Below are 14,647 nucleotides of genomic sequence, written 5' to 3' on the forward strand. Positions count from 1 at the left end.
TCGCCGGTTGTGGCCTCTGGCCCCTGGCGGGTTCTTTCGGCCCCTGCCGGGCGGCGATATACTCGCCGGCCCAATAAAGTGTGATCGCCCGATCCGTGCAGCCTGCACGGACGCCCAGGGTGCGTCGCATCCTCCCGGCAATCCTGGCCTGGTTCTATCCACAGGCAGGCCGCCCCCGATTATTCCCATCAAGCCTTGGGTCGCTGCCCTGCAGCGCTCATGGGCGTTCCATGCCCGCAGCGTGCCCGTGCGCGGATCCATCCATTCAGGCAGTAGTCCGATGACCCTTCGTGAGCAAGAAATCCAGCGCCGTACCGAACTCTCGGTGACCCGCGTGACCAAGGCGGTATTCCCGTCCACCACCAATCATCACAACACCCTGTTCGGCGGCACCGCCCTGGCCTGGATGGACGAGGTTTCGTTTATCGCCGCGACCCGTTTCTGCCGGCTACCGTTGGTGACGGTGTCCACCGACCGCATTGATTTCAACCATCCGATTGCCGCAGGTTCGATCGTCGAATTGGTGGGGCGAGTGGTGAAGGTGGGTAACACCAGCCTCAAGGTCGAAGTCGAGGTGTTTGTAGAGAGCATGAGCTGTGATGGTCGGGAAAAGGCCATCCATGGCTTGTTCAGCTTTGTCGCCATCGACGATGACAAGCGCCCGGTGCCGGTGCTTCCAGGGTTTGCGACGTAGGAGCCGGCGTGCCGGCGAATAAGCCATCGGGCCTCTTCGCTGGCAAACCAGTTCCTGCAAGGGGAGCGTTACAGGGACTCGGGCTGGATCAGGGCCAGCAGCGTCCAGCCTGCCGCCGGCTTGAGGCTGCTGTCTGGGGTGACGACATGCACCCAGCCGCTACTGTCGCGGGCAAACAGCAGAGTGGCGCGTTCGCCGTGCAGGGCCTGGTAATCGTCCCAGCCAAAGGCTTCGGTCAGGTTGGTGCTGTACAGCTCCGCGCCCTGGCCCAGCAGGCTGGCCAGCTTGGTGTAGGTCAAGGCCTCGCTGCCCAGCAACTGGCCGCGGTGTTCGTGGCTGGCCCGGTGCTTGTCGGTGCGCCGGCTTTCCTGGCTGTTGGCCAGGGCGAACAGGCGCTGGTGGCCGAAGTCGTGGCGAAAGCGCATGGCGGCCAGGGTGTTCAGCTCTCCTGAGGGCGAGAGTGCAAGCAAGTGGCCCAGGCCCACCAGGTCCAGATGGGCATCGGCGTGCTGCGAGGCCGGGTTGCCGAAATAGGTGGGCAGCCCTTCCATGCGCGCCGCGCGAATGTTTTCCCAGCTGGAGTCGGTCAACAGCACCCGGCTGCCCAGTTGCTGCAAGGCTTTGCCAAGGGTCCGTGCCGGGCCGTTGGCGCCGACGATGAGAAAGCCGCTGGGCGCCGGCTCGGCGACTTTCAACAGGCGCGCCAGGGGGCGAGCCGTGGCGCTTTGCAGGACCACGGTGCCGATGATCACGGCAAAGGTCAGTGGCACCAGCAGCAATGCCCCCTCATGACCGGCTTCATCCAGGCGGATGGCGAAGATCGCCGACACCGCTGCTGCAACAATCCCCCGTGGGGCAATCCACGCCAGCAAGGCGCGTTCACGCCAGTTGAGGTTGGAACCGGCCGTGGACAGCAGCACGTTCAGTGGCCGGGCGATGAACTGGATCACCAGCAGCAGGATCAGCACCAGCGGGCCCAGGGCAATCAGCGCCTTGAGGTCCAGGCGTGCCGCCAGCAGGATGAACAGCCCGGAAATCAGCAGCACGCTGAGGTTTTCCTTGAAGTGCAGGATGTGCCGCACATCCACGCCCTTCATGTTGGCCATCCACATGCCCATCAGGGTCACCGCCAGCAGTCCGGATTCGTGCATCACCTGGTTGGAAGCGATGAAGATTCCCAGCACTGCCGCCAGGGTTGCCAGGTTGTGCAGGTATTCCGGCAGCCACTGGCGGCGCATGATGCTGCCCAGGACCCAGCCGCCGGCGATGCCGAACAGGCTGCCGCACAGAATCACCCCGCCAAAGGTCAGCAGGCTCTGGCTCAGGCCCGCGCCCTCGGCGCTGGCGATGATGAAGCTGTAGACCACCACCGCCAGCAGGGCGCCGATAGGGTCGATGACGATGCCTTCCCAGCGCAGGATATTGGCGATCGAGGCCTTGGGCCGCACTACCCGCAGCATGGGCACGATCACCGTCGGTCCGGTGACCAGGGTCAGGGTGCCGAACAGCAGGGCCAGCATCCAGTCGAAGCCCAGCAGCCAGTGGGTGGCCAGGGTGATCACGGCCCAGGTGGACAGCGCGCCGATGGTCACCAGGCGGTGCACCACACTGCCGATCTCGCGCCACTCGGAGAGGTGCAGGGTCAGGCTGCCTTCGAACAGGATCAGCGCCACCGCCAGCGAAACCAGGGGCATCAGCAGCGGGCCGAACATCTCCTGCGGGTCGAGCCAGCCCAGTATCGGCCCGGCCAGAATGCCGCTGAGCAACAGAAAGAGAATGGCCGGCAGTTTCAGCCTCCAGGCCAGCCACTGGCAGCCCAGCGCGGCCACGCCGATGCCGCCGAAGGCCAGCAGAATCTGTTGTTCACTCATCAATGCACCCTGTTCCTGAAAATGGCTGGCTATGAAAGACTAGCGACCCTGCGCGCAGTTCACTATTTTTTTACGCCTGGCCTCTGGGCCGCGCCTTTCGAGTCTTTATGCCTGCCATCGACCACCCCCTGATCGACCGTTTTCTCGACGCCCTGTGGTTGGAGAAAGGCCTGTCCGACAACACGCGCGACGCCTATCGCAGTGACCTGGCGTTGTTCAACGGCTGGTTGCAGGAGCAGGGGCTGGAGTTGCCGCGGGCCGGGCGCGAGCTGATCCTCGATCACCTGGCCTGGCGCGTGGAGCAAGCCTACAAGCCCCGCTCGACAGCGCGATTCCTCTCGGGCGTGCGTGGTTTCTATCGCTATCTGCTGCGGGAAAAGCTGATTGAAATCGATCCAACCTTGCAGATCGACATGCCGCAACTGGGGCGTCCGTTGCCCAAGTCGCTGTCGGAGGCGGATGTGGAAGCGCTGCTGGCCGCGCCGGACCTGAGCGAGGCCATCGGCCAGCGCGACCGGGCCATGCTCGAAGTGCTCTATGCCTGCGGCCTGCGGGTTACCGAGCTGATCAGCCTGACCCTGGAGCAGGTCAACCTGCGCCAGGGCGTGCTGCGGGTCATGGGCAAGGGCAGCAAGGAGCGCCTGGTGCCCATGGGCGAGGAGGCGATTGTCTGGGTCGAGCGCTACATGCGTGATGCCCGTGCCGAGCTACTGGGCGGGCGTCCCAGCGACGTGCTGTTCCCCAGCCTGCGTGGCGAGCAGATGACCCGCCAGACCTTCTGGCATCGGATCAAGCACCAGGCCAAGGTCGCCGGGATCGGCAAGGCGCTGTCGCCCCACACCTTGCGCCATGCCTTCGCTACCCATCTGCTCAATCACGGCGCCGACCTGCGAGTGGTGCAGATGCTGTTGGGCCATAGCGACCTGTCCACCACCCAGATCTATACCCATGTGGCCCGCGCCCGGCTGCAGGATCTGCACGCCAAGCACCATCCGCGCGGTTGATTTGCCTTCCGGGCCGCGCTTTGCGTCGCCCGTAGTCGGTGCCGGCAAACAGATGTGATAGGCTTTGCCGGTTTGCAAAACGGCTGTTTGCGAGCGGTTGCCATGGTGATCGCTGCGAGTGGCCCATTTGCCCGCCTTCAGGAGTTCCCATGCGCTTGACCCAGATTTTTGCCGCCGCCTCCCTGGCGCTGCTCAGCACTTTTGCCATGGCCGATGACAGTGCCGAGAAAGCCATCCGCAAGAGCCTCGAGACCCTGCAGCTCGAAACGCCTGTGGAAAGCATTACCGCCAGCCCCATGGGTGGCCTGTACGAAGTCAAGCTCAAGGGCAGCCGTGTACTGTACGCCAGCGCCGACGGCCAGTTCGTGGTCCAGGGCTACCTGTTCCAGCTCAAGGATGGCAAGCCGGTCAACCTCACCGAAAAAACCGAGCGCCTGGGCATTTCCAAGTTGATCAACGGCATTCCGGTCGCGGAAACTGTGGTCTATCCAGCCATTGGCGAGACCAAGACCCACATCACCGTGTTCACCGACACCACCTGCCCGTACTGCCACAAGCTGCACGCCGAAGTGCCCGAGCTGAACAAGCTGGGTGTGGAAGTGCGCTACGTGGCGTTCCCGCGCCAGGGCCTGGGCTCGCCGGGTGACGAACAGCTGCAGGCGGTCTGGTGCTCGGCGGACAAGAAAGCCGCGATGGACAAGATGGTCGACGGCAAGGAAATCAAGGCCGCCAAGTGCGCCAACCCGGTGTCCAAGCAATTCGCCCTGGGCCAGTCGATCGGTGTCAACGGCACCCCGGCCATCGTTCTGGCCGATGGCCAGGTGATTCCCGGCTACCAGCCGGCACCGCAGATCGCCAAACTGGCCCTGGGTGCGAAATAATCCTGCATCGTCACGCTAGCCTTTGACGATCATGGCCCGCCGGCCAAGCCGGCGGGCCATTAATAGAGAGCCGCGCAGTTTGCGGCTGTATTCCACGGCCGGCCTAGAGTCGGCCGTTTTATGGGGAGTTCAGAGTGAATCCGGTCAAAGTAGGCATCTGTGGGCTGGGTACTGTCGGTGGCGGTACCCTAAACGTACTTCAGCGCAACGCCGAGGAGATTGCCCGCCGTGCCGGGCGTGGAATCGAAGTAGCGCAGATTGCTACCCGTACGCCAAAGCCGCAGTTCCAAACGACCGGTATTGCGATTACCAACGATGTCTTCGCCGTGGCCACCAACCCTGAAATCGATATCGTCATCGAGCTGGTGGGCGGCTACACCGTGGCCCGTGACCTGGTGCTCAAGGCCATCGAGAACGGCAAGCACGTGGTCACCGCGAACAAGGCGCTGATCGCCGTGCACGGCAACGAAATCTTCGCCAAGGCCCAGGAGAAGGGCGTGATCGTGGCCTTCGAAGCCGCCGTTGCCGGTGGCATCCCGGTGATCAAGGCGATCCGCGAAGGCCTCTCGGCCAACCGTATCAACTGGCTGGCGGGGATCATCAACGGCACTGGCAACTTCATCCTCTCGGAAATGCGCGAGAAGGGCCGCACCTTTGAAGACGTGCTGGCCGAAGCGCAGGCCCTGGGCTACGCCGAAGCCGATCCGACCTTCGACGTCGAAGGCATCGATGCCGCGCACAAGCTGACCATCCTGGCCTCCATCGCCTTTGGTATCCCGCTGCAGTTCGACAAGGCCTACACCGAAGGCATCACCAAGCTCACCACCGCCGACGTGAACTACGCCGAGGCCCTGGGCTACCGCATCAAGCACCTGGGTGTGGCGCGCCGCACCGAGGCCGGTATCGAGCTGCGGGTGCACCCGACCCTGATTCCGGCCGATCGCCTGATCGCCAACGTCAACGGTGTGATGAACGCGGTCATGGTCAATGGCGATGCTGCCGGTTCGACCCTGTTCTACGGCGCCGGCGCGGGCATGGAGCCGACCGCTTCCTCGGTGGTGGCCGACCTGGTGGACGTGGTTCGCGCCATGACCAGTGATCCGGAAAACCGCGTGCCGCACCTGGCGTTCCAGCCTGACTCGCTGTCGGATCATCCGATCCTGCCGATCGAGTCCTGCGAGAGCGCCTACTACCTGCGCATCCAGGCCAAGGATCACCCGGGCGTACTGGCCCAGGTGGCGAGCATCCTCTCGGAGCGCGGCATCAACATCGAATCGATCATGCAGAAGGAAGTGGAAGAGCAGGACGGCCTGGTGCCGATGATCCTGCTGACCCACCGTGTTCTGGAGCAGCACATCAACGATGCGATCACCGCCCTGGAGGCCCTGCAGGGCGTCGTTGGCCCGGTGGTGCGTATCCGCGTCGAACATTTGAATTAATGAAGCAGCCGCAAGTGGCAAGCGGCAAGCGCCAAGTCAGAAGCTGATCGGCTTTGACTTGAGGCTTGAAGCTTGCGGCTTGAGGCTCAAACCGAAGGTTTGTCCCCATGCGCTATATCAGTACTCGTGGCCAGGCACCGGCCCTGAATTTCGAAGATGTGCTGCTGGCAGGTCTGGCCAGTGACGGCGGTCTCTATGTGCCAGAGAACCTGCCGCGTTTCACTCAGGAAGAAATCGCTTCCTGGGCTGGCCTGCCGTATCACGAGCTGGCGTTCCGGGTCATGCGCCCGTTCGTCACCGGCAGCATTCCGGACGCCGATTTCAAGAAGATCCTTGAAGAAACCTACGGCGCCTTCTCCCACAACGCCATTGCGCCGCTGCGCCAGCTCAACGGCAACGAGTGGGTGCTGGAGCTGTTCCATGGCCCGACCCTGGCATTCAAGGACTTCGCCCTGCAGCTGCTGGGTCGCCTGCTGGACTACGTGCTGGAGAAGCGCGGCGAGCGCGTGGTGATCATCGGTGCCACCTCCGGTGACACCGGCTCGGCGGCCATCGAAGGCTGCAAGCGTTGCGACAACGTCGACATCTTCATCCTGCATCCGCACAACCGTGTATCGGAAGTGCAGCGCCGGCAGATGACCACCATCCTCGGCGAGAACATCCACAACATCGCCATCGAAGGCAACTTCGACGACTGCCAGGAAATGGTCAAGGCCAGCTTCGCCGACCAGGGCTTCCTCAAGGGCACTCGCCTGGTGGCGGTGAACTCGATCAACTGGGCGCGGATCATGGCCCAGATCGTCTACTACTTCCACGCGGCCCTGCAGTTGGGCGGCCCGGCACGTTCCATCGCGTTCTCGGTGCCCACCGGCAACTTCGGCGACATCTTCGCCGGTTACCTGGCGCGCAACATGGGCCTGCCGATCAGCCAACTGATCGTCGCCACCAACCGCAACGACATCCTGCACCGCTTCATGAGCGGCAATCAGTACGTCAAGGAAACCCTGCACGCGACCCTGTCGCCGTCCATGGACATCATGGTCTCGTCGAACTTCGAGCGTCTGCTGTTCGACCTGCACGGTCGCAACGGCGCGGCCCTGGCGGCCTTGATGGACAGCTTCAAGCAGGGCGGCGGTTTCAGCGTCGAACAGGATCGCTGGACCGAAGCGCGCAAGCTGTTCGACTCCCTGGCGGTGAACGACGAGCAGACCTGCGAAACCATCGCCGAAGTCTTCGCCCAGACCGGCGAAGTGCTGGACCCGCACACCGCGATCGGGGTCAAGGCTGCCCGTGAATGCCGGCGCAGCCTGGATACACCCATGGTGGTCCTGGGCACCGCGCACCCGGTCAAGTTCCCGGATGCGGTGGAAAAGGCCGGTGTCGGCAAGGCTCTGGAGCTGCCGGCGCACCTGTCCGACCTGTTCCAGCGTGAAGAGCGCTGCACGGTCCTGGCCAACGACCTGAAAGCGGTGCAGGCTTTTGTCAGCCAGCACGGCAATCGTGGCAAGCCGCTCTGATTCATTGGCTTCGCCGACTAACAAGCCCGTCTTCTGACGGGCTTTGTTTTTTCTTGCCCCAGTGGCATGAGTGTGGCTCGCAAGACGTCGGGAGGCCCGGATGATTCGCCGTCGAACCTATCGGAAACTGCCCGTCCAGCGCTGGCTGTGCGGGCCTGTGCTGGTCTGTGCAATATTCGCTTGGGCGGCACCTGCCTACGCCGCTCAGAACCTGTCTTTCAAGTTGGTGCCGGCCTTTGTCGATCTCGACCCCTTGCCCCTGGCTCCCGCCGAGCAGCGATGGCTGAAAAGCCACCGGACCCTAAGGGTGGGGATTTCCATCGATGACTACCAGCCCATCGACATCACTCGCGACCGTAACCGTTACCAGGGCATCAGCGCCGATTACCTGAGCCTGGTGGGCGAGCGCCTGGGGACGTCCATGGAGGTCCTGGGCTTTTCCGAGCGCGAGCAGGCGGTGGAAGCGCTGCGCAACGGCGCCATCGATGTGCTGACCAGTGCCAACGGCTATGAGCGCGGGGCGCCGGGGCTGCGTTTTACCAGTGACTACATGCCGGACCTGGCGGTGGTCGTGGTGCGTCGGGACGAGCCGCAGCCCAGTGACGACCTGGCGGGCAAGAAGGTGGTGCTGCTGGACGGCTACGCCAATGCCGCCCAGGTCCATGCGGCCTATCCCGACAGCCAGATCATGCTTTCACCGAACCTCTACAGCGGCCTGGAAGCGGTGAAGCAGGGGGATGCCGACGCCTTCATCGGCAACGAGGTGATCGTTCGCGCCTACAAGGCCCTGCGTCCCTACCTGGGGTTGCAGATCCACGTGGAAAGCCGCCTGCCGCCCACCGGCTTTGCCTTCGCCACCCGCGACAGCAATGTGCTGCTGGCGCAGTTGCTGGAAAAGGCCCTGCAAAGCATCGATGAATCCATACGCCGGGAAATCCAGGCACGCTGGACCACTGGCCTTGGGGCGAGCAACTTCGCCGAGCCGATCGAGCTCAGCGCCCAGGAACAGGCCTGGATCCTCCAGCACCAGCATGTGGTGGTGGCCTCCCAGCAATACCCGCCCCATGTGTTCAAGGACAAGGAAGGCCAGTGGACCGGCCTCAATATCGACCTGCTCAACCGTATCTCGCGCATGACCGGGCTGCATTTCGTGCAGAAGGAAAGCCAGACTACTGCCCAGACTCTGGAACTGCTGGAAAGCGGGGAGGCGCAGATGAACACCACCCTCACGGCCAGCGATGACCGGCGGTTGTTCCTGAACTTCTCCCATGCCTTCGGCGGCGCGGCCTGGGTGTTCGTGGTGCGTCCCGAGGACCGGCGCCTGAGCAGCCTGAAGCAGATGGCGGGGGAGGTGCTGGTGCTTCCGGCCCGGCACACCCTGGAGAGCTTTATCCGGCGCAACTACCCGGACATTCGCCTGCGCAGCGTTGCCAGCTATGAAGAGGCCCGGGCCCTGGTCAGCAATGGCGAGGCCATGGCGACTATCCAGAGCGAGGTGCAAGCCCTGGGGCCGGCCGAGACCGGGGTGATGGTAGGGCGCAGTGTCGAGGGCACCTGGTCGGCCGACGAGTTTTCCGTGCGCAAGGACCAGCCCGAGCTGCTGAGCATTCTCAACAAGGCACTGGAAGCCTTGCCGGTAGCGGAGCTCAGCGCTCTGCGCCTGAAATGGCTGGGGGCTACGCCAGTGCCGGTGCCTGCCTGGCAGCGCGTGCCGAACTGGGTGTATTGGGCGATTGCCACAGCGCTGCTGTTCGGCCTGATTTCCCTGGCCTGGAACAGTCGCCTCAAGCGCCAGATCCAGCAGCGATTGCTGGCTGAACAGCGGCTCAATGATCAACTGGTGTTCAAGCGGGCCTTGCTCGACGGTATTCCCAACCCGATTTTCGTGCGCGACCTGCAGGGGCGTTTGATGACCTGCAACAAGAGTTATGAACAGCAATTGGGCACCAGCCTGGCGCAGATCCAGGGGCGGCAACTGACCGAACTGGACATCCTGCCGCCGGCCACCGCCCAGCAGTTGCATGGTGAGTTCATGCAGTTGCTGGCCTCCGGTGAGTCGGTGTTCGCCGACCGACAGGTGGAGTCCAGGGATGGCCCTATCGATGTCTATCAGTGGGCGGTGCCCTTCTACAGTGCAGAAGGGCAGTTGCAGGGCTTGCTGGGCGGCTGGATCGACATCACCGAGCGCAAGCGCCTGGAGAACCAACTGGTGGAGGCGCGCCAGGCGGCCGATCAGGCCAACGCGGCGAAGACGGCTTTCCTGTCCACCATGAGCCACGAGATCCGCACACCGATGACCGCCATCCTTGGCCTGCTGGAACTGGAGAAAGAGCAGGCGCGGCTGCGCGGCGTGCCCTTTTCCGAAGCCCTGCGGGTGGCTTACCAGTCTGCCCAGGAATTGATCGGCCTGATGGGCGATAGCCTGGACCTGGCCAAGATCGAGGCCGGGTATATGCACCTGGTGCCCCAGGTCACCGCCCTCAAGCCGTTTTTCGAGAGTATCCGGCAGTTGTTCGAGGTCACGGCGCGCAACCAGGGCGTGCAGTTGCAGCTGGTGTTCAGTGAGCGGGCCAAGGGCCGTTATCTGTTCGACCCGGCGCGCCTTCGCCAGGTAGTGCACAACCTGTTGAGCAACGCGCTGAAATTCACCGCCCAGGGCGAGGTGCGGATGACGGTAGAGTGCCAGCCTGACGAGTCCGGCCTTGAGTGCCTGCGCATCAGCGTTGCGGACACCGGCCGCGGTATCAGCGCCGAGCAGCAGGCCAAGCTGTTCACGCCTTTTGTCCAGGCCGATGCCATGACCTCGTCAGCCTACGGCGGCACCGGGCTGGGGTTGAGTATCTGCCGGCAACTGGTGGAACTGATGGGCGGGCGGATTCACCTGCTCAGCGAGCCCGGGGTCGGTACCGTGGTGTCGCTGGAGTTGTACCTGGAGCGGGTCAGTGACGATTTCGAGTCTGGGCCGGCGTCGACGCAGGAACGTCCGCCGAGCCGGAGCATGGAGGTGCTGGTGGTGGATGACTTGAGCGCCAACCGCATGGTCCTGTGCCAGCAACTGATGTTCCTCGGGCACCGGGTGGTGGCTTGTGACAATGCCCGGGAGGCGTTGCTGCAATGGCGTGGCGGCACCTTCGACGCGGTGATGACTGACTGCAACATGCCGGACATGAGCGGCTACGCCCTGGCCGAGGCGATACGCCAGGCCGAGGCACAGGAAGGGCGCGGGCGTTGTCCGGTGATCGGCTGCACCGCCAATGCCTTTGAAGATGAACGCGAGCGCTGCGAGGAGGCCGGAATGGATCAACTGCTGGTCAAGCCGGTAACCCTGGATCAGTTGGCCCAGGCCCTGGCGCGCTTCCTGCCGCCGCCATCCTTCAACATCCAGACCTTGCGCAGCATGACCCAGGCCGACGACCAGGTGCTGCAACGCATGCTGCACGAGTTGTTGCGCAACCTCGCCGAGGAGCAGCAGGCGCTGGAAGCGGCGCACCAGGCCCGCGACCGGGAACGCCTAGGGGGTACCCTGCATCGGCTCAAGGGCGTGTGCTGCCTGATCGATGCCCTGCCCCTGGCCAGGGCCTGTATCGAGCTCGAGGGGCTGGTCAAGGGGCGGCAGGACGAGGCCATCGATCGTCATTGGCCATTGTTGCTGGAGGTCATCGCCAGCTTGCGCAGTGATATCCAGGCTGTCCTGGATGATTAAGACTTGTCCTATGTGTGTGTAGGAATTGTCTGATTAACCTGCCTGCTCGTTGTGGATACTTGCCACGCACGTCGTACCGGAGGTTGCCCCATGCATTCGCTTAAAGTGCTGATTCTCGAAGATAACTCGTTCCAATTGATGGCCCTGCACCAGATGCTCAACGCCAATGGCGTGTTCAATGTGCTGACCGCCGAGAGTGTCGAGGCCGCGCGGCGTTCGCTGGACAGCAAGGGGCCGGTGGATATCGCCATCTGCGACCTGTACCTGGAGCAGGCCGACGGGCTGGAGTTGATCCGTGACCTGGCCCGCCAGGAGCGGGCCCGGGCGCTGATCATCCTCAGCGATGCTGAAGAGGATGTGCTGGAGGGGGCGGCCGGCATGGCCCGGGAGCTGGGCCTGAAAGTGCTGGGCTGCCTGCCCAAGCCGGCCTCGGTGACGGTGATCGGCGACTTGCTCACGGCCTACCAGCAGCACTCCAGGCAGGGGGCGCCGGCGCCGGACCAGGCGTTGCTGCGGGACTTGCTCGGGCTGGAGCCGTTTTCCCTCGACAGCGTCACCCAGGAGGAAGGGCTGGCGGCGATCCTGGGCCACGGCGTGGCGCATTTCCAGCCGGTCATCCAGCCCCACGGCGAGCTCCAGGGGGTCGAGGCCCTGGCCCGCTGGCAGCACCCCGAGCGCGGGCTGCTGATGCCCGGGGAGTTTCTGCCATTGATCGAGTTCGCCGGCCTGCAGGAGATCTTTACCTGGCACATGCTGGAACAGGCCCTGGAGCTGGCGGCCGGGGTGAAGCTGGTGATGGGCCATTCGTTGCCGGTGGCAGTGAACATTCCCATCGGCATCCTTGAACGGCCGCTGTTTCCCCGTCAGTTGGAGGCCTTGCTCAGGCGTTTCGAAGTGCCAGCCCGGCTGCTGACCCTGGAAATCATCGACACCACCCGGCTACAGACCGATACCGCCCATGTGGAGGCGCTGCTGCGCCTGCGGATGATCGGCTGCAAATTGTCCATCGGCGACTTCGGCATCGGCGGCACCAGCCTGCAGCGCCTGTTGGAACTGCCCTTTACCGAGTTGAAGATTCCCCCGGTGTTCGTGGCGGGCATGGCGGCCGACGAGCGCAAGGTGGCCCTGGTCGGTGGGGCGATGAACATGGCCCGGCGCATGTCCCTGGGAGTGGTGGTGGCCGGGATCGAGAGCGAGGCCGACTATAAGGCGGCCAAGGCCCTGGGGGCAGCCCATCTGCAGGGCTGCTTCCTGGCCGGGCCGATGAGCGCTGCCCAGATGCGCCAGTGGCTGGCGCAGGCGCTGGACCGGGGTGCTGAGGGGGCTGGCGCTGAGGGCCTGTGTGCCTAGGACAGCCCGTGCTCCTGCACGTAGATGTACAGCGCGGCTTCGCTGGACAGGCCGAGCTTGCGCATGGCACTGACCTTCTGCGCACTGACGGTCTGCTTGCTGCGGTTGAGTTGCGCGGCAATTTCCCCGACCGCATGGCCAGCGGCCAATAGGCGGATCACTTCCAGCTCCCGCGGCGACAACTGATCGCTGGAAACCAGGCGGTCCGGCCCCACTTCGCCGGCCAGGCTCAGGGCCTGCTTGATGGCCTGGGCGATGTAGGGCTTGTGTTGCCGCGCCCGGGCGATGGCAGTCGGCAGCTCGTCCGCCAGGCTGGCCTTGCTCAGCAGGCCCGTTACTCCCAGATCGAGGATCGAGCGGAACAGCCCGGGGTGGTTGAGCATGGTCACCACCACGATGGGCAGGTCGGGGTGGCGGCGGCGCAGCTGTTCGATCAGGCGCAGGCCGTCGTTCTGCTGTTCGGCTGGCATCATGAAATCCGTCACCAGCACATCGCATTCGATCTCCTGCATCAGTTGCGCCAGGGCGGAGGGCGAGCTGGCCTCGCCGACGATGGCCAGGCTGTCGTCCTGTTCCAGGACGGCGCGCAGGCCAATGAGGAAGATCGGGTGGTCGTCGGCAAGGATGATGCGCAATTTGTTGTTCGTCGTTGCTTTCAAAGCTGAGCTCCAATGCAAAGGCGGCGTTGTTTGCGCCTGGTCGGCCGTTTTTCAGCTGTCATATTACCCGTGCATGCTCGATTGACTCAGGTCGGCAGCAGTAGGTGTGGCGAACTTTCTTCTCTGAGCGATGGTCACTTGAATGTCAGAAAGCTACCGGCATTTTTGTTTTCGAACCTTTAATTCGAGCTATTGAGTGGTGATCTAGATGGAAAGTATCAGTCTTTTATTGAGTGAGGCCCTGAGCCCTTACCAGGTTGCTCTGACGCCTTGCGGGGCTCGGGGCGAATGCCTGGTGACCTTGAAGAATGCTGCCGGCGCCATCGTGGTGGAGCGTGAGGTCAATCGGGCCCAGCTCACCGACAAGCGCCTGCTCACTGATGTGGTGGACGGCCTGCACCGTGATGTGCTGATCGCCGAAGGCCGGCTCGAACCCTGCGTGATCGCCGCCCTGCGCCATGCCGCCGAAGACAAGGCGTTCGCCCGGCGCAATTGATCTGAAATTTTACGGAACCTTCCGCCAGGCCCGTCAGTCAGACTCAGTATCAGCAGGATCAGGCATTGTGCTCCGGTGCTTGTGGCCTGCTGGTACGGGTCTGCAAAGACCACGTTTAACCCCGAGTCGTCTCCCCACTTCTCGGGGTTTCTTTTTGCCCGGCGTTTGTCAGTGGTCCTTCAAGTCCTGGAAGTAGGCCCGGGCATCGGCGCGGTATTCATCGCGCATTCCGGGGTCCAGCCAGGCGGCATACAACTCCACCAGTCGCTCCTCGCGCAGCTTGAGCAGGGCCTGGTTGATCCGGGTGATGGCTTTGCGGCCCTGCGGGGTATCGGAGCAGCCGACGTGGATTTCCTGATACTTGCTGGTGCCTTCGACCGGGTAGAACTCCAGATCCTGCGGGTCCATGCCCTGCTGCACGGCCTGGTAGCGGATTTCCGGCCAGTAGCCCAACAGCAGTTGCAGGCGCCCCAGGCGCTGCATCTGCAGCAGGCTGCCCAGGGCGTCGTTGCCGTAGTGGGCGCGGATCTGCTGCGGAGCAACCTGCTGCAGCAGGTTGTCGAGCTGTTGCCCGTAGCTGCGCTCGGCCACCACCCCGATCAGTTCCTTGCCGCTGTCGAGCAGGCCATGCAGGTCGACCTTGCCGTCATGGATGAAGTGCGCGATCTGTTCACGGTCGGCACGGCGGATCGCCAGGCCATTGCTCAGCACTCGAAAGCTGGTGATGGAAAAGGCCACCCATTGCGCACGCTCCTTGTTCCAGATCAGCGCCGGATCACAGGTGAAGCTGGGGTCGCGCAACATCTGCATGCCCCGGGCGCGATTGACCCGTACCAGTTCGTGCTGGTACTCCGGCAGGCTGGCAATCAATTGCGGCATCAGCAGGTCGACCACTCCTCGATCTTTTTGCTGGCCCTCGAAAATATTCAGCGGCGGCAGGTCGCGCAGCAGCCAGGTGAGCATTTCGCCGGCGTGGCCGGGGGCGCAGGGCAGCCACAGCAGGCAGGTCGCGAGCGCCATCGTCAACCGGCCA

At 63.7% G+C, this 14,647-nt stretch carries 11 protein-coding genes; 8 read left to right on the forward strand and 3 right to left on the reverse strand.

Translation table 11 applies throughout. From position 1 onward, the window contains the following. Positions 1–280 precede the first annotated feature (280 nt). On the forward strand, positions 281–694 hold the full coding sequence (locus tag KI242_RS05795) for an acyl-CoA thioesterase (RefSeq protein WP_019094772.1): 414 nt from the start codon (positions 281–283) through the stop codon (positions 692–694). Between the two features lie 68 nt (positions 695–762). Here the strand turns inward: KI242_RS05795 and KI242_RS05800 are convergent, their stop codons facing one another. Continuing rightward, positions 763–2,565: a sodium:proton antiporter gene (locus KI242_RS05800; protein ID WP_053149192.1), complete on the reverse strand. Its 1,803-nt coding sequence runs from the start codon at positions 2,563–2,565 to the stop codon at positions 763–765. A 107-nt stretch (positions 2,566–2,672) separates the two neighbouring features. On the opposite strand from KI242_RS05800, the gene xerD reads away from it, so the two are divergent. The 6 genes from xerD (at position 2,673) to KI242_RS05830 (ending at position 12,459) form a co-directional block, all read left to right on the forward strand. Further along, on the forward strand, positions 2,673–3,569 hold the full coding sequence (gene xerD, locus KI242_RS05805; protein ID WP_011059449.1) for a site-specific tyrosine recombinase XerD: 897 nt from the start codon (positions 2,673–2,675) through the stop codon (positions 3,567–3,569). 149 nt (positions 3,570–3,718) lie between these two features. Continuing rightward, a complete protein-coding gene (locus KI242_RS05810; RefSeq protein WP_011059450.1) occupies positions 3,719–4,450 on the forward strand; it encodes a thioredoxin fold domain-containing protein in 732 nt (243 codons plus the stop codon). Between the two features lie 134 nt (positions 4,451–4,584). After that, positions 4,585–5,889: a homoserine dehydrogenase gene (locus KI242_RS05815; protein WP_011059451.1), complete on the forward strand. Its 1,305-nt coding sequence runs from the start codon at positions 4,585–4,587 to the stop codon at positions 5,887–5,889. Between the two features lie 107 nt (positions 5,890–5,996). Next, positions 5,997–7,406 (forward strand): threonine synthase, encoded by a 1,410-nt coding sequence (gene thrC / locus KI242_RS05820; protein WP_011059452.1) that lies wholly within the window; start codon positions 5,997–5,999, stop codon positions 7,404–7,406. Positions 7,407–7,506: 100 nt separating this feature from the next. After that, positions 7,507–11,109: a transporter substrate-binding domain-containing protein gene (locus tag KI242_RS05825; protein ID WP_212805985.1), complete on the forward strand. Its 3,603-nt coding sequence runs from the start codon at positions 7,507–7,509 to the stop codon at positions 11,107–11,109. Between the two features lie 90 nt (positions 11,110–11,199). Then, a complete protein-coding gene (locus KI242_RS05830) occupies positions 11,200–12,459 on the forward strand; it encodes an EAL domain-containing response regulator (protein ID WP_011059454.1) in 1,260 nt (419 codons plus the stop codon). On the opposite strand, the gene KI242_RS05835 is transcribed toward KI242_RS05830, so the two are convergent. Further along, a complete protein-coding gene (locus tag KI242_RS05835; protein WP_011059455.1) occupies positions 12,456–13,118 on the reverse strand; it encodes a response regulator transcription factor in 663 nt (220 codons plus the stop codon). The genes KI242_RS05830 and KI242_RS05835 overlap by 4 nt on opposite strands. A gap of 208 nt (positions 13,119–13,326) precedes the next feature. Here KI242_RS05835 and KI242_RS05840 point away from each other — a divergent pair, with 208 nt between their 5' ends. Next, the gene (locus tag KI242_RS05840) at positions 13,327–13,614 is read left to right on the forward strand and encodes a DUF3509 domain-containing protein (RefSeq protein WP_011059456.1); all 288 of its coding nucleotides are present in this window, start codon (positions 13,327–13,329) and stop codon (positions 13,612–13,614) included. Between the two features lie 168 nt (positions 13,615–13,782). On the opposite strand, the gene KI242_RS05845 is transcribed toward KI242_RS05840, so the two are convergent. Continuing rightward, positions 13,783–14,634, reverse strand: coding sequence for a TIGR02285 family protein (locus KI242_RS05845; RefSeq protein ID WP_065364568.1), 852 nt, complete (start codon positions 14,632–14,634; stop codon positions 13,783–13,785). Positions 14,635–14,647: the final 13 nt, after the last annotated feature.

The sequence above is a fragment of the Pseudomonas sp. Eqa60 genome, from assembly GCF_018326405.1.
Lineage (GTDB): Bacteria > Pseudomonadota > Gammaproteobacteria > Pseudomonadales > Pseudomonadaceae > Aquipseudomonas > Aquipseudomonas protegens.

Coding starts and splice junctions, on each gene's coding strand:
- KI242_RS05795 (WP_019094772.1), top strand. CDS start 281: ATGACCCTTCGTGAGCAAGAAATCCAGCGCCGTACCGAACTCTCGGTG.
- KI242_RS05800 (WP_053149192.1), bottom strand. CDS start 2,565: ATGAGTGAACAACAGATTCTGCTGGCCTTCGGCGGCATCGGCGTGGCC.
- xerD (WP_011059449.1), top strand. CDS start 2,673: ATGCCTGCCATCGACCACCCCCTGATCGACCGTTTTCTCGACGCCCTG.
- KI242_RS05810 (WP_011059450.1), top strand. CDS start 3,719: ATGCGCTTGACCCAGATTTTTGCCGCCGCCTCCCTGGCGCTGCTCAGC.
- thrC (WP_011059452.1), top strand. CDS start 5,997: ATGCGCTATATCAGTACTCGTGGCCAGGCACCGGCCCTGAATTTCGAA.
- KI242_RS05825 (WP_212805985.1), top strand. CDS start 7,507: ATGATTCGCCGTCGAACCTATCGGAAACTGCCCGTCCAGCGCTGGCTG.
- KI242_RS05830 (WP_011059454.1), top strand. CDS start 11,200: ATGCATTCGCTTAAAGTGCTGATTCTCGAAGATAACTCGTTCCAATTG.
- KI242_RS05840 (WP_011059456.1), top strand. CDS start 13,327: ATGGAAAGTATCAGTCTTTTATTGAGTGAGGCCCTGAGCCCTTACCAG.
- KI242_RS05845 (WP_065364568.1), bottom strand. CDS start 14,634: ATGGCGCTCGCGACCTGCCTGCTGTGGCTGCCCTGCGCCCCCGGCCAC.